The 23,821-nt window shown below is 52.1% G+C and carries 21 protein-coding genes, 1 tRNA gene, 3 rRNA genes and 1 other annotated feature; of the genes, 16 read left to right on the top strand and 9 right to left on the bottom strand.

Annotation, left to right across the window (positions count from 1 at the left end; all coding sequences use genetic code 11):
- Positions 1–104: 104 nt before the first annotated feature.
- The 6 genes from rpsP to LCD46_17065 all read left to right on the top strand — a co-directional run bounded on the left by rpsP (position 105) and on the right by LCD46_17065 (position 4,044).
- Positions 105–353 carry a 30S ribosomal protein S16 gene (rpsP, locus tag LCD46_17090; GenBank protein ID UOY69765.1) on the top strand — a complete coding sequence of 83 codons (249 nt, stop codon included), beginning with the start codon at positions 105–107 and terminating at the stop codon, positions 351–353.
- A 15-nt stretch (positions 354–368) separates the two neighbouring features.
- Entirely contained in the window at positions 369–908 is a 540-nt protein-coding gene (gene rimM, locus LCD46_17085) for a ribosome maturation factor RimM (GenBank protein ID UOY69764.1), read from the top strand.
- Between the two features lie 31 nt (positions 909–939).
- Positions 940–1,707 (top strand): tRNA (guanosine(37)-N1)-methyltransferase TrmD, encoded by a 768-nt coding sequence (trmD, locus tag LCD46_17080; GenBank protein ID UOY69763.1) that lies wholly within the window; start codon positions 940–942, stop codon positions 1,705–1,707.
- A 43-nt stretch (positions 1,708–1,750) separates the two neighbouring features.
- Complete coding sequence (gene rplS, locus LCD46_17075; protein ID UOY69762.1) at positions 1,751–2,098, top strand: 50S ribosomal protein L19; 348 nt, start codon at positions 1,751–1,753, stop codon at positions 2,096–2,098.
- Between the two features lie 132 nt (positions 2,099–2,230).
- On the top strand, positions 2,231–2,635 hold the full coding sequence (locus LCD46_17070) for a DUF2946 domain-containing protein (GenBank protein ID UOY69761.1): 405 nt from the start codon (positions 2,231–2,233) through the stop codon (positions 2,633–2,635).
- A 38-nt stretch (positions 2,636–2,673) separates the two neighbouring features.
- A complete protein-coding gene (locus LCD46_17065) occupies positions 2,674–4,044 on the top strand; it encodes a PepSY domain-containing protein (GenBank protein ID UOY69760.1) in 1,371 nt (456 codons plus the stop codon).
- A 2-nt stretch (positions 4,045–4,046) separates the two neighbouring features.
- Here LCD46_17065 and LCD46_17060 read toward each other — a convergent pair whose 3' ends face one another.
- The 5 genes from LCD46_17060 to LCD46_17040 form a co-directional block, all read right to left on the bottom strand.
- A complete protein-coding gene (locus LCD46_17060) occupies positions 4,047–4,532 on the bottom strand; it encodes an OmpA family protein (protein UOY69759.1) in 486 nt (161 codons plus the stop codon).
- A gap of 12 nt (positions 4,533–4,544) precedes the next feature.
- On the bottom strand, positions 4,545–5,765 hold the full coding sequence (gene dgcN / locus LCD46_17055; protein ID UOY69758.1) for a diguanylate cyclase DgcN: 1,221 nt from the start codon (positions 5,763–5,765) through the stop codon (positions 4,545–4,547).
- On the bottom strand, positions 5,758–6,249 hold the full coding sequence (locus LCD46_17050; GenBank protein UOY69757.1) for a YfiR family protein: 492 nt from the start codon (positions 6,247–6,249) through the stop codon (positions 5,758–5,760). The genes dgcN and LCD46_17050 overlap by 8 nt, the downstream gene beginning before the upstream one ends.
- 49 nt (positions 6,250–6,298) lie before the next feature.
- A protein-coding gene (locus LCD46_17045) for an IS1 family transposase (GenBank protein ID UOY69756.1) occupies positions 6,299–6,996 on the bottom strand; the annotation gives its coding sequence in 2 pieces (ribosomal slippage) (positions 6,299–6,747 and positions 6,747–6,996; 699 coding nt in all).
- 230 nt (positions 6,997–7,226) lie between these two features.
- Positions 7,227–7,601, bottom strand: coding sequence for a DUF2799 domain-containing protein (locus tag LCD46_17040; protein UOY69755.1), 375 nt, complete (start codon positions 7,599–7,601; stop codon positions 7,227–7,229).
- Between the two features lie 214 nt (positions 7,602–7,815).
- On the opposite strand from LCD46_17040, the gene aroF reads away from it, so the two are divergent.
- Genes aroF through LCD46_17025 form a run of 3 tightly spaced genes read left to right on the top strand, consistent with a single transcriptional unit; the run spans position 7,816 to position 10,951 of the window.
- Positions 7,816–8,886 carry a 3-deoxy-7-phosphoheptulonate synthase AroF gene (gene aroF, locus LCD46_17035; GenBank protein ID UOY69754.1) on the top strand — a complete coding sequence of 357 codons (1,071 nt, stop codon included), beginning with the start codon at positions 7,816–7,818 and terminating at the stop codon, positions 8,884–8,886.
- A gap of 10 nt (positions 8,887–8,896) precedes the next feature.
- Positions 8,897–10,018, top strand: a complete 1,122-nt coding sequence (gene tyrA, locus LCD46_17030; protein ID UOY69753.1) for a bifunctional chorismate mutase/prephenate dehydrogenase — start codon at positions 8,897–8,899, stop codon at positions 10,016–10,018.
- A 60-nt stretch (positions 10,019–10,078) separates the two neighbouring features.
- Complete coding sequence (locus LCD46_17025; protein UOY69752.1) at positions 10,079–10,951, top strand: SMP-30/gluconolactonase/LRE family protein; 873 nt, start codon at positions 10,079–10,081, stop codon at positions 10,949–10,951.
- Here LCD46_17025 and pheA read toward each other — a convergent pair.
- The 4 genes from pheA to bamD all read right to left on the bottom strand — a co-directional run bounded on the left by pheA (position 10,948) and on the right by bamD (position 13,715).
- A complete protein-coding gene (gene pheA, locus LCD46_17020) occupies positions 10,948–12,108 on the bottom strand; it encodes a bifunctional chorismate mutase/prephenate dehydratase (GenBank protein UOY69751.1) in 1,161 nt (386 codons plus the stop codon). The genes LCD46_17025 and pheA overlap by 4 nt on opposite strands.
- A 30-nt stretch (positions 12,109–12,138) precedes the next feature.
- Positions 12,139–12,264 (bottom strand) — a sequence feature (Phe leader region).
- Complete coding sequence (pheL, locus tag LCD46_17015) at positions 12,216–12,263, bottom strand: pheA operon leader peptide PheL (protein UOY72991.1); 48 nt, start codon at positions 12,261–12,263, stop codon at positions 12,216–12,218. Its footprint overlaps the feature before it by 48 nt.
- 103 nt (positions 12,265–12,367) lie before the next feature.
- The gene (raiA, locus tag LCD46_17010) at positions 12,368–12,709 is read right to left on the bottom strand and encodes a ribosome-associated translation inhibitor RaiA (protein UOY69750.1); all 342 of its coding nucleotides are present in this window, start codon (positions 12,707–12,709) and stop codon (positions 12,368–12,370) included.
- 268 nt (positions 12,710–12,977) lie between these two features.
- Entirely contained in the window at positions 12,978–13,715 is a 738-nt protein-coding gene (gene bamD, locus LCD46_17005; GenBank protein ID UOY69749.1) for an outer membrane protein assembly factor BamD, read from the bottom strand.
- Between the two features lie 131 nt (positions 13,716–13,846).
- Here bamD and rluD point away from each other — a divergent pair, with 131 nt between their 5' ends.
- From rluD to rrf, 7 genes are all read left to right on the top strand, one after another.
- Positions 13,847–14,827, top strand: coding sequence for a 23S rRNA pseudouridine(1911/1915/1917) synthase RluD (rluD, locus tag LCD46_17000; protein ID UOY69748.1), 981 nt, complete (start codon positions 13,847–13,849; stop codon positions 14,825–14,827).
- A complete protein-coding gene (pgeF, locus tag LCD46_16995; GenBank protein ID UOY69747.1) occupies positions 14,824–15,555 on the top strand; it encodes a polyphenol oxidase in 732 nt (243 codons plus the stop codon). The genes rluD and pgeF overlap by 4 nt, the downstream gene beginning before the upstream one ends.
- A gap of 129 nt (positions 15,556–15,684) precedes the next feature.
- Complete coding sequence (gene clpB, locus LCD46_16990) at positions 15,685–18,258, top strand: ATP-dependent chaperone ClpB (protein UOY69746.1); 2,574 nt, start codon at positions 15,685–15,687, stop codon at positions 18,256–18,258.
- A gap of 429 nt (positions 18,259–18,687) precedes the next feature.
- A 16S ribosomal RNA gene (locus LCD46_16985) occupies positions 18,688–20,227 on the top strand.
- 85 nt (positions 20,228–20,312) lie between these two features.
- A tRNA-Glu gene (locus LCD46_16980) sits at positions 20,313–20,388 on the top strand.
- A 192-nt stretch (positions 20,389–20,580) separates the two neighbouring features.
- Positions 20,581–23,486 (top strand): 23S ribosomal RNA (locus LCD46_16975).
- 72 nt (positions 23,487–23,558) lie between these two features.
- Positions 23,559–23,674: ribosomal RNA gene (gene rrf, locus LCD46_16970) — 5S ribosomal RNA — on the top strand.
- Together the 16S, 23S and 5S rRNA genes with 1 tRNA gene alongside form the textbook arrangement of a ribosomal RNA operon.
- Positions 23,675–23,821: the final 147 nt, after the last annotated feature.

Below are 23,821 nucleotides of genomic sequence, written 5' to 3'. Positions count from 1 at the left end.
TTGCTTTTTGCCCGAAAATGAGTAAAATTTTCGGGCTTTTAATATGACACCCGGGCTCCGTTCCTCGATGGGGCCCGGTTGTTTTATTCACACAAGAGGATGTTATGGTAACTATTCGTTTAGCACGTCACGGCGCTAAAAAGCGTCCGTTCTACCAGGTTGTTGTGACTGACAGCCGTAATGCACGCAACGGTCGCTTCATCGAGCGCGTTGGTTTCTTCAACCCACTGGCCGCTGGCGCAGAAGAAGAAACTCGTCTGGATCTGGATCGTATCGCTCACTGGGTTGGCCAGGGCGCTACTGTTTCCGATCGCGTTGCTACGCTGATCAAAGCAGCAAACAAAGCAGCTTAATCTGTCACGGTGGTCATGATGAGCAATAAAGCACCTGTTGAACCGATCGTATTGGGAAAAATGGGTTCTTGCTACGGTATCCGTGGTTGGCTCAGAGTGTTTTCCTCCACTGAAGACGCTGATAGCATTTTTAATTACCAGCCCTGGTTTATCCAGAAAGGCGGTAAGTGGGAAGAGGTCGAGCTGGAAAGCTGGCGTCACCACAATCAGGACATCATCATCAAGCTGAAAGGCGTTGACGATCGTGATGCCGCGAATGCGCTGACTAATTGTGAAATTGTCGTGGATTCGTCGCAGTTGCCGGCGCTGGAAGAGGGTGACTACTACTGGAAAGACCTTATGGGTTGCCAGGTAGTCACTACCGAAGGCTACAGCCTGGGGAAAGTCATCGATATGATGGAAACCGGGTCAAATGACGTTCTCGTCATTAAGGCAAACCTGAAAGATGCATTTGGCATCAAGGAGCGGTTGGTCCCGTTCCTCGATGGACAGGTTATCAAGAAAGTCGATCTCACTACTCAAACCATTGAAGTAGATTGGGATCCTGGTTTTTAAATTCTCCGGATAAACGGTAAAAGACGGCGCTATGTGGATTGGCATAATTAGCCTGTTTCCTGAAATGTTCCGCGCGATTACCGATTACGGGGTAACTGGCCGGGCAGTAAAGAATGGCCTGCTGAGCATCCAGAGCTGGAGTCCTCGTGACTTTACTCATGACCGGCACCGTACCGTGGACGATCGTCCTTACGGTGGCGGACCGGGGATGTTAATGATGGTGCAACCCTTACGGGACGCCATTCACACAGCAAAAGCCGCGGCAGGTGAAGGCGCAAAGGTGATTTATCTGTCACCTCAGGGACGCAAGCTTGATCAAGCGGGCGTGAGCGAACTGGCGACGAATCAAAAGCTGATTCTGGTCTGTGGTCGCTACGAAGGGATAGATGAGCGCGTAATTCAAACCGAGATTGACGAAGAATGGTCTATCGGCGATTACGTTCTCAGCGGTGGTGAGTTACCCGCAATGACGCTGATTGACTCCGTCGCCCGGTTCATTCCGGGGGTTCTGGGTCACGAAGCTTCGGCAACGGAAGATTCCTTTGCTGATGGATTGCTGGACTGCCCACACTATACTCGTCCTGAAGTGTTAGAAGGGATGGAAGTACCGGCAGTGTTACTGTCTGGAAACCATGCCGGGATACGTCGCTGGCGTTTGAAGCAGTCGCTGGGCCGAACCTGGCTTAGAAGACCTGAACTTCTGGAAAACCTGGCTCTGACTGAAGAGCAAGCAAAGTTGCTGGCCGAGTTCAAAACTGAACACGCGCAACAGCAGCATGAACATGATGGGAATGCGTAATACGCTCCCGAATATCAGTTTACCCAGGATAAGAGATTAAATTATGAGCAACATTATTAAGCAACTTGAACAAGAGCAGATGAAGCAGGACGTACCTTCCTTCCGTCCAGGTGACACCGTGGAAGTGAAAGTATGGGTTGTTGAAGGTTCCAAAAAACGTCTGCAGGCATTCGAGGGCGTGGTTATCGCTATTCGTAACCGCGGTCTGCACTCTGCATTCACTGTTCGTAAAATTTCCAACGGCGAAGGCGTTGAGCGTGTCTTCCAGACTCACTCTCCGGTAGTTGACAGCATTGCTGTTAAACGTCGTGGTGCTGTACGTAAAGCTAAACTGTACTACCTGCGTGAGCGTACTGGTAAGTCTGCTCGTATTAAAGAGCGTCTGAACTAAGATTCGCTTAAGCGACATCCTGTTAAAAAGGGCTGGCCGAAAGGCTGGCCCTTTTTTTATCTCATCGCATCTCTCGCGTTAACTCTTTTGTCATAAATCATTTACAATGCTTGCCTCTTCCGTGGAGGGTAAGTGGATAACGTACTGCATCAGCATAACCGGAAACGCGCAGCGGCATTGACCGCGTTGTTTGCGATCCTGCTGATCGTGGTGGCGCCGCTTATCTCCGTCTCGCTGCAAAAAGATCCCATGAGTGCCATGCCGGGCATGCATCATGACATGAGCATGATGTCGATGGATGAACATCATGGTGATATGCAGCACACCATGCCAGTCGACCATGCGGAAGCGTGCGGCTACTGCGTACTATTAGCCCATGTTCCGGGCGTGATGCTGGCTCTGATCGTCCTGCTCAGTGTGGTGCTGCAGAGGCTTCGTGTTAAACCACCGCGACAGGCGGTCAGTCACTGGCACTTTTTCCCCTGGCTTTATCCTGATACCCGCGCGCCGCCGCATCAGTCTGCTTTTTCCCTTTAAAAAAATATCGATAACTTTTTACCTTAAAAAGGAAAAGTATGACTACCTGCACCTCGCACGCGGCATGGGGAAACCTGCTGCGTCGCCTTCATTTCTATATCGGTCTGTTTGTCGGCCCGTTTATCTTCTTCGCTGCTCTGACAGGTATGCTGTATGTGGCAACGCCGCAGCTGGAGAATGCGCTCTACCGGCATGCGCTCCACACGAATTCCGTGGGCGAGCCGCAGCCGCTGGCGGAACAAATTGCCGTTGCTGAAAAAACCGTTGGCACCGATCTGCGTCTACACGCCGTTCGTCCTGGCCTGGTGGCGGGTGAAACCACCCGTGTGATGTTTGCTGACCCTGCGCTTGGCCCATCGGAGACCCGCGCTATTTTTATCGATCCAGTCAGCCTTGCGGTGCGTGGCGATATGACGGTGTATGGCACCAGCGGAATTTTACCGCTCCGCCAGACCATTGATTATCTGCATACCTCGCTGATGCTGGGTGATGTCGGGCGGCTCTATAGCGAGCTGGCGGCCTCGTGGATGTGGGTTGCCGCGCTGGGAGGGATTGCCCTGTGGTTTTATACCCGACCAAAACGCCGAATTAACAATCGTTTCCAGAATCGGCGTCGCGTGCATGTGACGTTAGGCTGGACGTTGCTGGGGGGAATGCTGCTGTTCTCAGTGACTGGCCTTACCTGGTCTCAGTGGGCAGGGGGAAACGTTGATAAGCTGCGTGCTGAGATGAACTGGCTAACTCCGCAGGTGAACACGACACTTTCCGGTCAGCAGGAGATCGTGGATGAGCATGCTGAACATCATGGTCATCACGGCGGAATGATGATGCCTGAAATGGCGATGGATTTGACTCTGTTTGACGGTGTGTTAAGCGCTGCACGTAACGCAGGGATTGAGGCCAATAAGCTGGAGATCCGCCCGGCGAAAGCAGAGAGTCAAGCCTGGACTGTGACGGAAATCGATCGCAGCTGGCCGACTCAGGTCGACGCCGTGGCGGTTGATCCCAATACGATGCAGATTCTGGACAGAACCCGCTTCGAGGATTTCCCGTTGATGGCGAAGCTCACCCGCTGGGGGGTGGATTTCCATATGGGGATCTTATTCGGGCTGGTTAATCAGCTGCTTCTTGTGGCGTTTGGCCTGGCGTTGTGTGTGCTAATTCTCTGGGGATACCGGATGTGGTGGATGCGTCGTCCAGCGCAATCGACGGCAAATCCGGTCCAGACGCTTTGTCAGAGTTGGCTTGCGCTTTCGGGATGGGGAAAGGTCGTCACGGCGATAATCAGTATACTGCTGGGGCTGGCGTTGCCAGTAATGGGCGTGAGTCTGGCTCTGTTTGTTCTGGTTGACTGGCTGCGCTGGCGAGCGGCAACTGGCGTGTCGCTCGCCGAATCATCCGCTAAATAACCTTATGGTGTGCTGATAACGACTGCCACCCGGCGGTTTTCAGCACGCCCTTGCGGGGTACTGTTGCTCGCAACCGGATATTTTTTACCTAATCCCTGCGTGGTGAGATTACTGCGCGGGATATTTGCCCCTTTTGCCCACGCGTCTGCCACGACGTTCGCGCGTTTTAATGAAAGCGCCTCGTTATAGCCATCCTCGCCATAGTTATCTGTGTGACCATCCATGCGGGCATGGTTTAAGCCGGTCGCTGCCAGTCGTGAGGCCATCGTCTGGATCTGGGTTTCACTTTCCGGGCGCAGTGTGGCGTCATTTTTATCAAACAGGATTTTGTCCGACAGCCCCAGAGACCAGTCGCCATTTAATTCGTTAAAGCCGTATGACTTCATTGCCGCGATTTGCTCTGGAGTGAATTTCCCTTTTGTCGGAGTCTGACAGCCAGCCAGGACAAGTGATGCCAGTAACAACGGCGCGAAGTATCGCTTTAACATATCGTATTCCTTTCAGGATATTGTTTTCGAACGCTGGTTTTTCACCAGATACATATTGCGGTCGGCATGCTCCAGTAATGCCTCTACTGAGGTATTTTCCCACGCCAGAGCATAACCAATGCTGAGTGACATTGATGCAGTGTGCCCATTATGCAGATCAAACGGACGGATAAACTGCTGCGATAGTGCAGCAGAAATGTGTTGGACCTCGAGTTCAGAATGCACGCCGTATAGCACCATGGCGAATTCGTCACCGCCGAGGCGGTATGATTGATAACGTTTATCGCCAAATTCAACCATCCTGCTGGCGACTTCAATTAGAACGCAATCGCCTGCCGCATGCCCCCAGGTGTCATTAATAAACTTAAAATTATCGCCGTCGAGGAACAGCAGAGCAGAGTTTGTTTTCGCGGAGATGTCGTTCATTAATGCCGCGATGCTGTTACGAAAAGCCGCCCGATTGGCAAGACCGGTCAATGGATCGTGCATGGCGGTACGTAGCAACTGGGCGTTTTTCGCCTGTAGCTTCAGCTGCCACTCCTCCATCTCATCCAGAAGACTGTTGAAGTCTTCACCAAACTGGTGAAATTCTTCGATACGGCCGTCTTTCACCCGGCGGGAGAAGTTGCGGTTAGTGCGTACGTCATGAACAACGTCGGTAATGTTTTGCAAGGCCGTTACCATGCCATGATGTAACGATCGCGTAATGGTGAGCGCGACGACGGTAGCAAAAAGAATGCAGCCGGTGAGAACGGCAAATGACATCCAGATAAAATGGCTGATGAGGCTGTCACGCGCGGTAAGGCGAATTTCGCCGATCATCGAACCATTATGCATGATGGGCTGCGAAACGGGTTCGGGGAAAAGCCAGCGGCTGACCAGCGCGCCCAGCGTGTCGGTATTATCTTCCGGATTCCATGACCAGTAAGCAAACCGCTTTTTATGCACGTTCACGACTTCTGCCACGGCAAACTGACCCTGTTTACCGAGGGTGGCAAGTGTTTCATTGGCCGCCAGTGAATCATTGAAAACCAGGGAGGCTTCAAGGCTGTGGCTCATTGTTGCGCCGGTTAATTCGAGATTTTTTTGTGCGTATTGCTTTAATGTCACGACGGATGCAAAGCAGAGCAATAACCATATTAATGTCATCGTTATGATGACGCTTATCATGCTGATTCGCCTCAATGTTCTTTTAAACGTCGGGCGTGGTGTTGACGTGAAATCTTTATCCATGCTGCTTATTCCGTGCAAGCATTAATACATCCGGACTGACTCTCACGCCACTGCGAGTCAACGCATCAAGATTGACAGAAAACCGTACCTGACCGCGATCGATTATCAGGCAAAAGGCACTGCCAATAGCACATTCCGGATTTTGCTCTGAGATTAATAGCAATGCTCTGCCCTGATATTGACTTATTAATTCAAGTTGTTTTGCAGGCGATTCAGACCCGAAATAAATAGCATCGCACGTTTCGGCCAGGGCTTCCCGATCGTTACGTACAATGACAGGAGTATAAGGTAACCCGCTGTTCTGCCCTTCTTCGTCGCTGAGTGCATGTGTGTAGTGAGAAGAGGCATAAACGCAGAGTTTAGGCTGCCCGGATAGCGACGGCCATCGCGTATAGCTCACAATACCTGAGACAATAGAGCGTACCGATTTATCCGTTTCCGTAAGCGCGCCTGCCGTCGCTGGGCCCACCATAAGGAACAGCATTAGTGCCAGAGTGAGTCGGAAAAAAGAGATCAAGGGTAATGACTCCAACTTACTGATAGTGTTTTATGTTCAGATAATGCCCGATGACTTTGTCATGCAGCTCCACCGATTTTGAGAACGACAGTGACTTCCTGCCCAGCCTTGCCAGATGCTGCCTCAGATTCAGGTTATGCCGCTCAATGCGCTGCGTATATCGCTTGCTGATAACGTGCAGTTCTCCCTTCAGGCGTGATTCATACAGCGGCCAGCCATCCGTCATCCATACCACGACCTCAAAGGCCGACAGCAGGCCCAGAAGACGCTCCAGCGTGGCCAACGTGCGTTCACCGAATACGTGCGCCACAACCGTCCTCCGTATCCTGTCATACGCGTAAAACAACCAGCGCTGGCGTGATTTAGCGCCGACGTAACCCCACTGTTCGTCCATTTCCGCGCAAACAATGACGTCACTGCCCGGTTGTATGCGTGAGTTTACCGACTGCGGCCTGAGTTTTTTAAGTGTCGTAAAATCGTGTTGAGGCCAACGCCCATAATGCGTGCACTGGCGCGACATCCGACGCCATTCATGGCCATATCAATGATTTTCTGATGCGTACCGGGTTGAGAAGCGGTGTAAGTGAACTGTAGCTGCCATGTTTTACGGCAGTGAGAGCAGAGATAGCGCTGATGTCCGGCAGTACTTTTACCGTTACGCACCACGCCTTCAGTAGCTGAACAGGAGGGACAGCTGATAGAAACAGAAGCCACTGGAGCACCTCAAAAACACCATCATACACTAAATCAGTAAGTTGGCACCATTACCAGATCAAGAATGAATTTCTCACCAGAATCCGCCACATCGCTCCGGAAATAGATGTCCTTGAGAGTTGCGGGCAGAATACCATTGTTTATCAAAGCCGTCATTATGTCAGAAATAACCCGAGGCCGACCTAAGCTAAATCCTACTGTTGTTTATTTTCCGATGGATAAAAACAGACTTAATTTAGTCTGCTGGAACGCATACTTTCATCCATCCCTTTTTGCCATGACTCATGCAGTTTTGCTGCGTTTTCGGCAGTATCGCAACTGGCTGGAAAAGATTTGCCTGCTAATCCCCAGGCGTGAATAAAACCTTCTTCACAGACTTTCTTCTGACCATCGGCATAGCCACGGAGATATTCACTACGATCAACGTGTGGGTCGTTAAAACTATCGGCCAGGGTCTGGTTATCTTTAACCGGCAGGCCGTTCATGGCGTCTTCTTTACCTGCATCAAACCAGGATGGACTGGTCCAGTCGGGCTGGAAGGTGTAAGGATTGATCTGGCAGCCCGATAAAAACAGCGACAACAGCGCGAGAGCAATTGAACGCATAGCCATTCTCCTTTTTTCTTCAGCATAGCCTGGCTAAAGAAAGTTGCAGTGTAATTTAAAGTTTACGTTTTTGCACCATGATAATGGCAATAAATTGGCTTGTGTAAATTAAAGTGTACGAATTTTGGATTGAAATGTTTACTTTTTATGGTATGGTGGTCTCACCTCTTAGAGGAAAACAACTATCGCAAACGAGTTTTACAGGATCGCCATCATGCAAAAAGACGCGCTGAACAACGTACATATCACTGACGAACAGGTTTTAATTACGCCGGATCAACTGAAAGCGGAGTTCCCGCTGAGCGTTGCGCAGGAGGCTCAGATTGAGCATTCTCGCCAGACCATTTCTGACATCATCGCTGGCCGCGATCCGCGCCTGCTGGTGGTCTGTGGTCCTTGCTCCATTCACGATCCTGAAACCGCCATTGAGTACGCTCATCGATTTAAAGCATTAGCGGAGGAGGTCAGCGATAGCCTCTATCTGGTGATGCGCGTCTATTTTGAAAAGCCACGTACCACCGTTGGCTGGAAAGGGTTGATTAACGATCCGCACATGGATGGCTCGTTTGATGTGGAAGCGGGGCTGAAGATTGCGCGTCGCCTGCTGGTGGAACTGGTCAGCATGGGGCTGCCGCTGGCGACGGAAGCGCTGGATCCGAATAGCCCGCAATACCTGGGCGATCTGTTCAGCTGGTCCGCAATTGGTGCGCGCACCACGGAATCACAAACTCACCGCGAGATGGCGTCAGGACTGTCGATGCCGGTTGGTTTTAAAAATGGTACTGATGGCAGCCTGGCTACCGCGATCAACGCGATGCGCGCCGCCGCAATGCCGCACCGTTTTGTCGGTATTAACCAGGCAGGACAGGTTTGTCTTCTGCAAACGCAGGGCAACCCGGATGGTCATGTGATCCTGCGCGGGGGTAAAGCACCAAATTACAGCCCGGCGGATGTGGCGCAGTGCGAAAAAGAGATGGAGCAGGCGGGACTGCGTCCTGCACTGATGGTAGATTGCAGTCATGGTAATTCGAACAAAGATTACCGTCGTCAGCCTGCGGTTGCGGAATCGGTGGTCGCGCAGATCAAAGATGGCAATCGTTCTATTATCGGTCTGATGATTGAGAGCAATATTCATGAAGGCAATCAATCATCTGAACAGCCGCGCAGCGCAATGAAGCATGGTGTATCCGTGACGGATGCCTGCATCAGTTGGGAAACCACCGATGCGCTGCTGCGTGAGATCCATAAAGATTTAAACGGCCAGCTGGCGACGCGTCTGGCTTAAGAGGTTAGGTATGGTTGCTGAATTGACCGCATTACGCGATCAAATAGATGAAGTGGATAAGGCGCTGCTGGACTTGCTGGCGCGCCGCATGGCGTTGGTTGCTGAAGTCGGTGAGGTTAAAAGCAAATACGGCCTGCCGATTTATGTGCCGGAGCGTGAAGCCTCAATGTTGGCCTCTCGTCGCAAAGAGGCTCAGGCGCTGGGTGTCTCTCCGGATTTGATTGAAGATGTCTTGCGTCGTGTGATGCGGGAATCTTATTCGAGTGAAAATGACAAGGGCTTCAAAACCCTTTGTCCGTCCCTGCGTCCGGTGGTCATTGTGGGTGGTGCCGGCCAGATGGGACGTCTGTTTGAAAAAATGCTGGCGCTTTCTGGTTACCAGGTGCGCATTCTGGAAAAAGAGGATTGGGCAAAAGCTCCGGAACTCATGAAAGATGCCGGAATGGTGATCGTCAGCGTACCGATCCATGTGACGGAACAGATTATCGGGAAGCTTCCTCCATTACCGAAAGATTGCATCCTGGTCGATCTGGCATCTGTTAAAAATGGTCCGCTTCAGGCGATGCTGGCGGCGCATACCGGCCCGGTGCTGGGTCTGCACCCTATGTTTGGCCCGGACAGCGGTAGTCTGGCGAAGCAGGTAGTTGTTTACTGTGATGGTCGTCAGCCGGAAGCCTATCAATGGTTCCTGGAACAGATTCAGGTGTGGGGTGCACGGTTGCACCGTATCAGCGCGGTTGAGCACGATCAGAACATGGCGTTTATTCAGGCGCTCCGCCACTTTGCGACCTTTGCTTATGGGCTGCATCTGGCGGAAGAGAATGTGCAGCTTGAACAGCTGCTGGCACTCTCTTCACCCATCTATCGTCTGGAACTGGCGATGGTCGGGCGTCTGTTTGCGCAGGATCCCCAGCTTTACGCCGACATTATTATGTCGTCTGAGAACAACCTGGCACTGATTAAGCGCTATTATCAGCGTTTCGGCGAAGCCATTACGCTGCTGGAGCACGGAGATAAGCAGGCGTTTATCGACAGCTTCCGCAAAGTCGAGCATTGGTTTGGCGATTACGCACAGCGTTTCCAGAGTGAGAGCCGTACGTTGTTGCGTCAGGCAAATGACAGTCGCCAGTAATGCGATGATGTATATACTAAAAGCCAGCAATGCTGGCTTTTTTCATTTTGGGGAACTGTCATGGCTGAACCGCAGCTACTGTTGAATTACACCGGACATCTGCCTGAGTGCCCAACGTGGAGTGCAGAAGAGAGTGCGCTCTACTGGGCTGATATTCTGGAAGGGAAGATCCACCGATATCATCTGCTGACGGCTGAACACACCGTGCTTTCATTCCATGAAGAGGTGGGCTGTTTTGCTTTGCGCGAGCAGGGTGGTTTTATCGTTGCGATGCGAACGGGTATCTGGCTGACCGATAAACACGGCCTGCTGCGCCGCAAGGTGTGTGATAACCCCTCTAACCCGCAGCTCGCACGTTTTAACGACGGCGGCACCGATTATCTGGGGCGGTTCTACGCGGGAACGTTTTGGGGGCCAGGAGATTACAACGGTGCCCTGCTGATGCGCATCGACAACGACCTGACACCGAAAGTGATCCAGTGCGATATTCACGGGCACAACGGTTTAGCGTTTAGTCCGGATAAACAATGGATGTTTACCTCTGATACGCCAAACGGCGTTATCTATCGTACGCCGCTGGATGAACAGGGAGAGCCTGGCAAGCGAGACGTTTTCCGACGGTTTCAGGAAGGTGAGGGGATACCTGACGGTGCAGCGATGGACGAGGAAGGCTGTTACTGGACCGCGCTGTTTGATGGCTGGCGTATCGCCAGATTTTCACCTGAGGGCGAACAGCTCGAGGAATACAGACTACCGGTTCGTTGCCCGACGATGGTCTGCTTTGGCGGTGACGATATGAAGACGTTATTTATAACGACCACCCGGGAAAATATGGACGAAGCGGAGATAGCGCAATATCCGCTTTCCGGGGCCATCTTCACCCTGCCAGTCAGCGTGGCAGGGATGAAGAAAAGCCGCTTTATCGAACGTTAGGCCGGGTCGACCGGGACAACGTTTTCGCTTGGATAGCAGCCGAGGACTTTCATTGAGCGGGTGATTTCCCCCAGCTCACGCAGGGCTTTCTGCATTGATGCAGATTCCAGATTGGCCTGAATATCAAGATAGAACATCTCTTCCCACGGGTTGCCGTGAATCGGGCGCGATTCCAGTTTGGTCATGATCAGGTTGTGGTTACGCAGTACCAGCAGAGCTTCAACCAGCGCACCAGCCTGTTGGCCGGTGGCCATCAGCAGCGTGGTTTTCGCGGGTACCTGATCGGACACATTGATTGCCTTGCGGGCCAGCACCACGAAGCGGGTAATGTTTTGCGTCTGGTTTGCCAGGTTTCGTTCCAGTACCTGAAGGCCATACAGCGCGCCACCGGCCTCGCTACCCAGTGCAGCAACGGTTGGGGAATTTGCCTGCGCCACTTTTTCCATCGCCGCAGAGGTGCTTTCGGTGTACTCAATTTTCCAGTTCGGATAGCGGTTCAGGAACTGACTACATTGCTGGAACGGCTGCGGATGGCTGTACACCGTTTCGATTTTGCTCAGGTCAGTGGAGCCAGAGACCAGGACACAATGGTCAATTGGAATGGTCAGCTCACCAACCAGCGACAGACTGGTGTGTTGCAGCAGGTCGTAGACATCATTGATGGCACCGGAGCTGGTATTTTCAATCGGGACCACGGCGTAATCAGCCTGGCCGGTTTCAACCTGATTGAAAATATCGGCAAACTTCGCGCATCCACTTTCAATAAACTCTTCGAAATGGCGGGCTGCATACTGACGTGCCGCCAGGTGTGAATACGAACCTTTCGGACCCAGAAACGCGATACGGGCAGAGTGCGGATTGGTTTTGTTCAGATGCTGCTGCAACAGCGCTTGCTGGGTCAGAACGGAATCTTCGATGATGAGCTGGAACAGGCGGGTGATGTAATGCGCATCCAGGTGATGCGCTTTGCCGAGCTGAATCAGGCGCTCCAGCAGGTCACGCTCGCGGTCGATATCACGTACCGGGCGGTGGGAATCCAGTTTAGCTTTACCCACTTCGACGGCGAGCAATCGGCGTTCTGCCAGCAGCGCCAGTAATTTCTCATCCAGCGCGCTGATTTTAACGCGTAGATCCAGTAACGGGTTTTCCGGTGTCATAGTGTTGCCTGTCTCGTTTTATCGTTATCAATAAAAAAGGCCTCCCGGGGTGGGAGGCCTTGTTGTTCGTCTTCGCATTCTTTATCACACGACGAAACGCCTCCCATTCAGGGGAAGGTAAAAAAGAATGCGAAGAAAAACGGCGTTAGTTTCATGAAATCATCCTGTGCTTGATACCGTTAAAGTACCCGTACTGTTTTCACCCTGTCAATAAAAAACGCGCCCGAAGGCGCGTTGGCGGTACACTCAATTTAAAGGATTACTCTTCTTCAACTTCTTCCGCGAAGCTGGCGTCTTTCACCGATGTTGTGGCGCGACGGGCTTCACCTTTGTGTTGCACTTTATTGAGCTGCCGTTCCAGCTTGTTGATCAAATCGTTAATTGCGGTGTACATATCTTCATGTTTTGCGCTGGCGACCAGATGGCCGTTTGGAGTATTGATAGTTGCGTCAGCGATGAAACCCTGCGGCTCCTTGGACAGGATGATATGTGGGTTAATCAAATGAGTTTGCCATTTATCCAGTTTGGCGAGACGGTCTGCGACGTGCTGGCGAATTGCCGGAGTAATTTCCATTTGTTTACTGGTAATGTTCATTGTCATAAATTTTACCTCTTGTCTTTCCGTCTTGGTGATTCCAGCATACCCGACCTAATGTCAAAATGTGTGATTTAGATCACGTTATTTTGTCGGTTTTTGTCAGGGAATCTTTTTTGTGAGGCAGGGCAGGAAGAGGTGAGATTTACCTTGTGGAAGGTAAAAATTGCGGTCATAGTTGATAGGATGTGTTGAGGCTAAACCGCTTCAGCTTATATCCAGAATGAATAAAAAAACGGCAGCCTTCGGGCTGCCGTTTTACATTGAGGCAATATCAGGTGTTGCTGCTGTTTGCGGCGATGATTTTCGCTACTTTTTCAGCCTGAGCGGTCATCTGCATCTGACGGTAAGCATTTTCCATCAGCTTCAGACCATCACGCGTTGCCTGAGTATCCGGATAATCACGCAACATACCTTCTACGCGGTTAACCACGGCAACCCATGCGCCACGGCGGGTATAGTATTCCGCCACGGAGTATTCATATTTCGCCAGACGATCTTTCAGGAACACCAGACGTTTGGTCGCGTCAGTCACGTACTGACTGTTCGGATAGCCGCGCACCAGTTTGGAGAAGTCATTGAAGGCATCACGTGCGTGCTGTGGGTCGCGGTCGGAACGATCCACGCCGAAGAAGCCCTGCAGCGCACTGTCGTCCAGCGCCATGTTGGTGAGGCCGCGCATGTACATCACATAGTCGATGTTAGGATGAGTCGGGTTCAGACGCATGAAACGATCGATGGTTGCCTGAGCCAGCGGCAGATCGGCATTTTTGTAGTATGCGTAGATGAGATCTAACTGTACCTGCTGCGAATACGGACCAAATGGATAGCGATTATCCAACGCTTCCAGTTGCGTTATCGCCTGTTTCCAGTTACCGTCCTGCAACTTTTGTTGTGCAGTCGCATAGATTTCATTCGGCGGATTGTCAGGGACCTGTTCATTTGAACCGGAGCAGCCCACCAAAGCCAGGCTCAACGTGGCCGCTGCCACCAGATATTTCATGCGCGTCATGACGTTTTGACTTTCCTCAAATGTTTGTCCGGGAGAAACTCTGTTCCTGCTCCCGATTAAGACCAGCTACAATAGCACACTATATTAAACGGCAAAGCCGTAAAACCCAACGTTAAACGAAGAAGCAGTTTATGGCACAACGAGTAGAACTCACCGCAACAGTCTCCGAAAATCAGCTCGGTCAACGCTTAGATCAGGCTTTGGCCGAATTGTTCCCTGATTATTCGCGTTCACGCATAAAAGAATGGATCCTTGACCAGCGCGTGCTGGTAAACGGCAAGATCTGGGACAAACCAAAAGAGAAAGTGTTAGGTGGGGAAGCTGTCGCCATCAATGCTGAAATCGAAGAGGAAATCCGCTTCGAGCCGCAGGATATCCCACTGGACATCGTCTATGAAGATGATGACATTCTGGTGATCAACAAGCCGCGCGACCTGGTTGTTCATCCGGGGGCGGGGAATCCTGACGGTACAGTTCTTAACGCACTTCTCCATTATTATCCGCCGATCGCAGATGTCCCGCGCGCGGGAATCGTTCACCGTCTGGATAAAGACACCACCGGTTTGATGGTGGTGGCGAAGACCGTTCCAGCTCAGACCCGTCTGGTGGAATCGCTGCAGCTGCGCGAAATCACTCGAGAGTATGAAGCGGTAGCCATTGGGCATATGACCTCTGGTGGAACAGTGGAAGAGCCAATCAGCCGTCACCCAACCAAACGTACTCATATGTCGGTGCATCCGATGGGTAAACCCGCGGTGACGCACTATCGCATCATGGAGCACTTCCGTATCCATACGCGTCTGCGTCTGCGTCTGGAAACCGGGCGTACTCACCAGATCCGTGTGCATATGGCCCACATTACCCATCCGCTGGTGGGGGATCAGGTATACGGTGGCCGTCCACGTCCGCCAAAAGGCGCATCGGATGAGTTCATCAGCGTACTACGTAAATTCGATCGTCAGGCGCTACACGCGACCATGCTGCGTCTTTACCATCCTATCACTGGTATTCAGATGGAGTGGCATGCACCTATCCCGCAGGATATGGTGGAACTTATTGACGCCATGCGTGCCGATTTCGAAGAACATAAGGATCAAGTGGACTGGTTATGACCAAACTGATTGTCCCGGAATGGCCATTGCCTGCAGGTGTGGCCGCCTGCAGTTCAACCCGTATTGGCGGTGTGAGCCAGGGGGCGTGGGAGTCACTGAACCTCGGTGCACACTGTGGCGACAACCTGGAGCACGTTGAAGAAAACCGCAAGCGTCTGTTTGCTGCGGGGAACTTGCCGTCAAAACCGGTTTGGCTGGAACAGGTTCATGGAAAAACGGTGCTGAAGCTGACGGGAGAACCCTACGCTTCAAAACGCGCTGATGCCTCTTATAGTAATATTCCGGGAACGGTTTGTGCCGTAATGACTGCTGATTGTCTGCCTGTGCTGTTCTGTAATCGTGCAGGCACCGAGGTCGCAGCAGCGCATGCGGGATGGCGTGGCCTGTGTGAAGGGGTGCTGGAGGAGACCGTCTCCTGCTTTAAAGATGAACCTGCCAATATCATGGCCTGGCTTGGCCCGGCCATTGGTCCTCGCGCTTTTGAGGTGGGGCCTGAGGTCCGTGAAGCATTTATGGATAAAGATCCGCAAGCAGTGGACGCCTTCCTGCCTTCGGGGGATAAATATCTGGCTGATATTTACCAGCTTGCTCGCCAGCGTCTGAATAATGTCGGTGTGACGCAGATCTTCGGTGGCAATCGCTGTACCTTCACCGAAAAGGGTGATTTTTTCTCTTATCGCCGCGACAAGACGACGGGTCGTATGGCAAGTTTTATTTGGCTGATATAACCTAAAGAATCAAGACGATCCGGCACGTGCCGTTTTCTTTTCACATAATTCAGGTCATTAACCTTGAATAATTGAGGGATGACCTCATTTAATCTCCAGTAGCAAATTTGACCTGTTATGGGAGGAGTTATGCGTCTGGATCGTCTTACTAATAAATTCCAGCTTGCTCTCGCCGATGCCCAGTCCCTTGCACTGGGGCACGACAACCAATTTATCGAACCTCTTCATTTAATGAGCGCCTTGCTGAATCAGGAAGGGGGATCGGTACGTCCTTTATTAACGTCCGCTGGCATTAATGCTGGCCAGTTACGCACAGCCATCGATCAGGCGCTGAGCCGCTTACCGCAGGTAGAAGGTACCGGCGGCGACGTTCAACCGTCGCAGGATCTGGTGCGTGTGCTGAACCTTTGCGACAAGCTGGCGCAAAAACGTGGGGACAACTTTATTTCGTCAGAGTTGTTTGTTCTGGCGGCGCTTGAATCACGCGGTACCTTGACCGACCTGCTGAAATCTGCCGGTGCGACCACCGCCAATGTGACTCAGGCGATTGAGAAAATGCGCGGAGGTGAAAGCGTGAACGATCAGGGAGCCGAAGACCAACGTCAGGCTTTGAAGAAATTTACGGTCGATCTGACCGAACGTGCTGAACAGGGCAAACTTGACCCGGTTATCGGCCGTGACGAAGAGATCCGCCGTACTATCCAGGTATTGCAGCGTCGTACCAAGAACAACCCGGTACTGATTGGCGAACCGGGTGTCGGTAAAACCGCCATTGTTGAAGGGCTGGCGCAGCGTATCGTCAACGGTGAAGTGCCGGAGGGGTTAAAAGGCCGTCGTGTACTGGCGCTGGATATGGGCGCGCTGGTGGCCGGGGCGAAATACCGCGGCGAGTTTGAAGAGCGCCTCAAAGGCGTGCTTAACGATCTGGCGAAGCAGGAAGGCAACGTTATCCTGTTTATCGACGAACTGCACACTATGGTCGGTGCGGGTAAAGCGGACGGCGCGATGGATGCCGGGAACATGCTGAAACCTGCGCTGGCGCGTGGTGAACTTCACTGCGTCGGTGCCACTACGCTTGATGAGTATCGTCAGTACATTGAAAAAGATGCTGCACTTGAACGTCGTTTCCAGAAAGTGTTTGTGGCTGAGCCAAGCGTTGAAGATACCATCGCGATTTTGCGTGGTCTGAAAGAGCGTTATGAGCTGCACCACCACGTGCAGATCACTGACCCGGCCATCGTTGCGGCGGCGACGCTTTCGCATCGTTATATTGCCGATCGTCAGTTGCCGGATAAAGCAATCGACCTGATCGATGAAGCGGCTTCGAGCATTCGTATGCAGATTGACTCGAAACCGGAAGAGCTCGACAGGCTCGACCGTCGTATCATCCAGCTCAAGCTGGAACAGCAGGCGCTGAAGAAAGAGTCTGATGAAGCCAGTAAGAAACGCCTGGATATGCTCAATGAAGAACTGGACGATAAAGAACGCCAGTATTCTGAGCTGGAAGAAGAGTGGAAAGCCGAGAAAGCATCCCTTTCCGGCACTCAGACCATAAAGGCGGAACTCGAACAGGCAAAAATTGCCATTGAGCAGGCACGCCGTGTGGGCGATCTGGCGCGAATGTCAGAGCTCCAGTACGGCAAAATACCTGAGCTGGAAAAACAGCTTGAGATTGCTACGCAGTCCGAAGGCAAAACGATGCGTCTGTTGCGTAATAAAGTGACGGATGCGGAAATTGCCGAAGTGCTGGCGCGCTGGACCGGTATCCCAGTGGCGCGCATGCTGGAAGGTGAGCGTGAAAAACTGCTGCGTATGGAGCAGGATTTACATAACCGGGTAATTGGTCAGAACGAGGCGGTTGAAGCGGTTTCCAACGCTATTCGTCGTAGCCGTGCAGGGCTGTCCGATCCGAATCGCCCAATTGGCTCGTTCCTGTTCCTGGGGCCAACCGGTATCGGTAAAACCGAGCTGTGTAAAGCGCTGGCTAACTTTATGTTCGACAGCGATGATGCGATGGTGCGTATCGACATGTCCGAGTTTATGGAGAAGCACTCTGTTTCGCGTCTGGTCGGGGCACCTCCGGGATACGTGGGTTATGAAGAAGGTGGTTATCTGACAGAAGCGGTGCGTCGTCGTCCTTATTCCGTCATTCTGCTGGACGAGGTAGAGAAAGCGCATCCAGATGTCTTCAACATTCTGCTTCAGGTGCTGGATGATGGTCGTCTGACCGATGGGCAGGGGAGAACAGTCGACTTCCGTAATACGGTTGTCATCATGACCTCGAACCTGGGTTCCGATTTGATTCAGGAACGTTTCGGTGAGCTGGACTATAGCCATATGAAGGATCTGGTGCTCGGTGTCGTGAGCCATAACTTCCGTCCTGAGTTCATCAACCGTATTGATGAAGTGGTGGTATTCCATCCTCTGGGTGAGAAACACATTGCGTCGATTGCGCAGATCCAGTTGCAGCGTCTGTACAAACGTCTGGAAGAGCGTGGATATGAAATTCACATCTCCGACGAGGCACTGAAGCTGCTGAGCGAAAATGGTTACGATCCGGTGTACGGTGCGCGTCCATTAAAACGTGCTATCCAACAGCAGATCGAAAATCCGCTGGCGCAGCAGATCCTCTCCGGAGAGTTAATTCCAGGCAAAGTTATCCGTCTGGAAGCCAACGACGATCGCATTGTGGCAGTGCAGTAAGTCACAAAACCAAAAAACGAGCCGCTTGCGGCTCGTTTTTGTTTAAAAACCAGGCGAAAATTGAGGTCTGGAATGTGATTCGCCTGGAAAGTGAGCGGTTGGAAAATAATTTTCACTTTATCCTTGCGGCTTCGGAATAACTCCCTATAATGCGCCTCCACTGACACGGAACAACGGCACACACGCCGCCGGGTCAGCAGAGAAAAGCAAAATAAACGCTTGACTCTGTAGCGGGAAGGCGTAATATGCACACCCCGCGCCGCAGCGAAAGCGAAGCGGCACTGCTCTTTAACAATTTATCAGACAATCTGTGTGGGCACTCAAAGTGACATGGATTCTTAATGTCTTCGGACACTAAATGAATACCAAGTCTCAACGAGTGAACACGTAATTCATTACGAAGTTTAATTCATTGAGCATCAAACTTTTAAATTGAAGAGTTTGATCATGGCTCAGATTGAACGCTGGCGGCAGGCCTAACACATGCAAGTCGAGCGGTAGCACAGAGAGCTTGCTCTCGGGTGACGAGCGGCGGACGGGTGAGTAATGTCTGGGAAACTGCCTGATGGAGGGGGATAACTACTGGAAACGGTAGCTAATACCGCATAACGTCGCAAGACCAAAGAGGGGGACCTTCGGGCCTCTTGCCATCAGATGTGCCCAGATGGGATTAGCTAGTAGGTGGGGTAACGGCTCACCTAGGCGACGATCCCTAGCTGGTCTGAGAGGATGACCAGCCACACTGGAACTGAGACACGGTCCAGACTCCTACGGGAGGCAGCAGTGGGGAATATTGCACAATGGGCGCAAGCCTGATGCAGCCATGCCGCGTGTATGAAGAAGGCCTTCGGGTTGTAAAGTACTTTCAGCGGGGAGGAAGGTGCTGAGGTTAATAACCTCAGCAATTGACGTTACCCGCAGAAGAAGCACCGGCTAACTCCGTGCCAGCAGCCGCGGTAATACGGAGGGTGCAAGCGTTAATCGGAATTACTGGGCGTAAAGCGCACGCAGGCGGTCTGTCAAGTCGGATGTGAAATCCCCGGGCTCAACCTGGGAACTGCATTCGAAACTGGCAGGCTAGAGTCTTGTAGAGGGGGGTAGAATTCCAGGTGTAGCGGTGAAATGCGTAGAGATCTGGAGGAATACCGGTGGCGAAGGCGGCCCCCTGGACAAAGACTGACGCTCAGGTGCGAAAGCGTGGGGAGCAAACAGGATTAGATACCCTGGTAGTCCACGCCGTAAACGATGTCGACTTGGAGGTTGTGCCCTTGAGGCGTGGCTTCCGGAGCTAACGCGTTAAGTCGACCGCCTGGGGAGTACGGCCGCAAGGTTAAAACTCAAATGAATTGACGGGGGCCCGCACAAGCGGTGGAGCATGTGGTTTAATTCGATGCAACGCGAAGAACCTTACCTACTCTTGACATCCAGAGAACTTTCCAGAGATGGATTGGTGCCTTCGGGAACTCTGAGACAGGTGCTGCATGGCTGTCGTCAGCTCGTGTTGTGAAATGTTGGGTTAAGTCCCGCAACGAGCGCAACCCTTATCCTTTGTTGCCAGCGGTCCGGCCGGGAACTCAAAGGAGACTGCCAGTGATAAACTGGAGGAAGGTGGGGATGACGTCAAGTCATCATGGCCCTTACGAGTAGGGCTACACACGTGCTACAATGGCGCATACAAAGAGAAGCGACCTCGCGAGAGCAAGCGGACCTCATAAAGTGCGTCGTAGTCCGGATTGGAGTCTGCAACTCGACTCCATGAAGTCGGAATCGCTAGTAATCGTAGATCAGAATGCTACGGTGAATACGTTCCCGGGCCTTGTACACACCGCCCGTCACACCATGGGAGTGGGTTGCAAAAGAAGTAGGTAGCTTAACCTTCGGGAGGGCGCTTACCACTTTGTGATTCATGACTGGGGTGAAGTCGTAACAAGGTAACCGTAGGGGAACCTGCGGTTGGATCACCTCCTTACCTTAAAGAACCTGCCTTTGCAGTGCTCACACAGATTGTCTGATGAAAAGTAAATAGCAAGGCGTCTTGCGATTGAGACTTATACGTCCCCTTCGTCTAGAGGCCCAGGACACCGCCCTTTCACGGCGGTAACAGGGGTTCGAATCCCCTAGGGGACGCCACTTGCTGGTTCGTGAGTGAAAGTCACCTGCCGTCATATCTCAAAACTGACTTGCGAGTCATGTTTGAGATATTTGCTCTTTAAAAATCTGGATCAAGCTGAAAATTGAAACGACACACAGTTAATGTGTGTTCGAGTCTCTCAAATTTTCGCAAGTCGATGATGAATCGAAAGAAACATCTTCGGGTTGTGAGGTTAAGCGACTAAGCGTACACGGTGGATGCCCTGGCAGTCAGAGGCGATGAAGGACGTGCTAATCTGCGAAAAGCGCCGGCGAGGTGATATGAACCTTTGACCCGGCGATGTCCGAATGGGGAAACCCAGTGTGATTCGTCACACTATCGTTAACTGAATACATAGGTTAACGAGGCGAACCGGGGGAACTGAAACATCTAAGTACCCCGAGGAAAAGAAATCAACCGAGATTCCCCCAGTAGCGGCGAGCGAACGGGGAGCAGCCCAGAGTCTGAATCAGCTTGTGTGTTAGTGGAACGGTCTGGAAAGTCCGACGGTACAGGGTGATAGTCCCGTACACGAAAATGCACAGGCTGTGAACTCGAAGAGTAGGGCGGGACACGTGGTATCCTGTCTGAATATGGGGGGACCATCCTCCAAGGCTAAATACTCCTGACTGACCGATAGTGAACCAGTACCGTGAGGGAAAGGCGAAAAGAACCCCGGCGAGGGGAGTGAAAAAGAACCTGAAACCGTGTACGTACAAGCAGTGGGAGCACCTTCGTGGTGTGACTGCGTACCTTTTGTATAATGGGTCAGCGACTTATATTCTGTAGCAAGGTTAACCGTATAGGGGAGCCGAAGGGAAACCGAGTCTTAACTGGGCGTTAAGTTGCAGGGTATAGACCCGAAACCCGGTGATCTAGCCATGGGCAGGTTGAAGGTTGGGTAACACTAACTGGAGGACCGAACCGACTAATGTTGAAAAATTAGCGGATGACTTGTGGCTGGGGGTGAAAGGCCAATCAAACCGGGAGATAGCTGGTTCTCCCCGAAAGCTATTTAGGTAGCGCCTCGTGAACTCATCTTCGGGGGTAGAGCACTGTTTCGGCTAGGGGGCCATCCCGGCTTACCAACCCGATGCAAACTACGAATACCGAAGAATGTTATCACGGGAGACACACGGCGGGTGCTAACGTCCGTCGTGAAGAGGGAAACAACCCAGACCGCCAGCTAAGGTCCCAAAGTCATGGTTAAGTGGGAAACGATGTGGGAAGGCACAGACAGCCAGGATGTTGGCTTAGAAGCAGCCATCATTTAAAGAAAGCGTAATAGCTCACTGGTCGAGTCGGCCTGCGCGGAAGATGTAACGGGGCTAAACCATGCACCGAAGCTGCGGCAGCGACGCTTATGCGTTGTTGGGTAGGGGAGCGTTCTGTAAGCCGTTGAAGGTGTCCTGTGAGGGATGCTGGAGGTATCAGAAGTGCGAATGCTGACATAAGTAACGATAATGCGGGTGAAAAGCCCGCACGCCGGAAGACCAAGGGTTCCTGTCCAACGTTAATCGGGGCAGGGTGAGTCGACCCCTAAGGCGAGGCCGAAAGGCGTAGTCGATGGGAAACAGGTTAATATTCCTGTACTTGGTGTTACTGCGAAGGGGGGACGGAGAAGGCTATGTTAGCCGGGCGACGGTTGTCCCGGTTTAAGCATGTAGGCGGAGGTTCCAGGTAAATCCGGTACCTTATTAACGCTGAGGTGTGATGACGAGGCACTACGGTGCTGAAGTAACAAATGCCCTGCTTCCAGGAAAAGCCTCTAAGCATCAGGTAACATCAAATCGTACCCCAAACCGACACAGGTGGTCAGGTAGAGAATACCAAGGCGCTTGAGAGAACTCGGGTGAAGGAACTAGGCAAAATGGTGCCGTAACTTCGGGAGAAGGCACGCTGATATGTAGGTGAAGCCCCTGCGGGTGGAGCTGAAATCAGTCGAAGATACCAGCTGGCTGCAACTGTTTATTAAAAACACAGCACTGTGCAAACACGAAAGTGGACGTATACGGTGTGACGCCTGCCCGGTGCCGGAAGGTTAATTGATGGGGTTAGCGGTAACGCGAAGCTCTTGATCGAAGCCCCGGTAAACGGCGGCCGTAACTATAACGGTCCTAAGGTAGCGAAATTCCTTGTCGGGTAAGTTCCGACCTGCACGAATGGCGTAATGATGGCCAGGCTGTCTCCACCCGAGACTCAGTGAAATTGAACTCGCTGTGAAGATGCAGTGTACCCGCGGCAAGACGGAAAGACCCCGTGAACCTTTACTATAGCTTGACACTGAACACTGGTCCTTGATGTGTAGGATAGGTGGGAGGCTTTGAAGCGTGGACGCCAGTCTGCGTGGAGCCGCCCTTGAAATACCACCCTTTAATGGCTGGTGTTCTAACGTAGACCCGTAATCCGGGTTGCGGACAGTGTCTGGTGGGTAGTTTGACTGGGGCGGTCTCCTCCCAAAGAGTAACGGAGGAGCACGAAGGTTAGCTAATCCTGGTCGGACATCAGGAGGTTAGTGCAATGGCATAAGCTAGCTTGACTGCGAGAGTGACGGCTCGAGCAGGTGCGAAAGCAGGTCATAGTGATCCGGTGGTTCTGAATGGAAGGGCCATCGCTCAACGGATAAAAGGTACTCCGGGGATAACAGGCTGATACCGCCCAAGAGTTCATATCGACGGCGGTGTTTGGCACCTCGATGTCGGCTCATCACATCCTGGGGCTGAAGTAGGTCCCAAGGGTATGGCTGTTCGCCATTTAAAGTGGTACGCGAGCTGGGTTTAGAACGTCGTGAGACAGTTCGGTCCCTATCTGCCGTGGGCGCTGGAGAATTGAGGGGGGCTGCTCCTAGTACGAGAGGACCGGAGTGGACGCATCACTGGTGTTCGGGTTGTCATGCCAATGGCACTGCCCGGTAGCTAAATGCGGAAGAGATAAGTGCTGAAAGCATCTAAGCACGAAACTTGCCCCGAGATGAGTTCTCCCTGACTCCTTGAGAGTCCTGAAGGAACGTTGAAGACTACGACGTTGATAGGTCGGGTGTGTAAGCGCAGCGATGCGTTGAGCTAACCGATACTAATGAACCGTGAGGCTTAACCTTACAACGCCGAAGGTGTTTCGGCGAAGAGACAGACAATCAAATTTCAGCCTGATACAGATTTAACAGAATTTGCCTGGCGGCTTTAGCGCGGTGGTCCCACCTGACCCCATGCCGAACTCAGAAGTGAAACGCCGTAGCGCCGATGGTAGTGTGGGGTCTCCCCATGTGAGAGTAGGGAACTGCCAGGCATCAATCAGGAAGAACCCCGTACCGTAAGGTGCGGGGTTTTTTTCTTTGTCTTTTCCCAGCTTGGCCTTTCTCTTAATCCCTTACCCTGCTAATGGAATGTGTGATCGTTGTCTCAATGTTAATTATAACAAAATTATAACATTTCA

This window comes from Enterobacter ludwigii (assembly GCA_023023105.1).
Lineage (GTDB): Bacteria > Pseudomonadota > Gammaproteobacteria > Enterobacterales > Enterobacteriaceae > Enterobacter > Enterobacter adelaidei.
The sequence above is the reverse complement of the archived record's forward strand: the minus strand, read 5'-3'. Positions and strand labels throughout refer to the sequence as shown.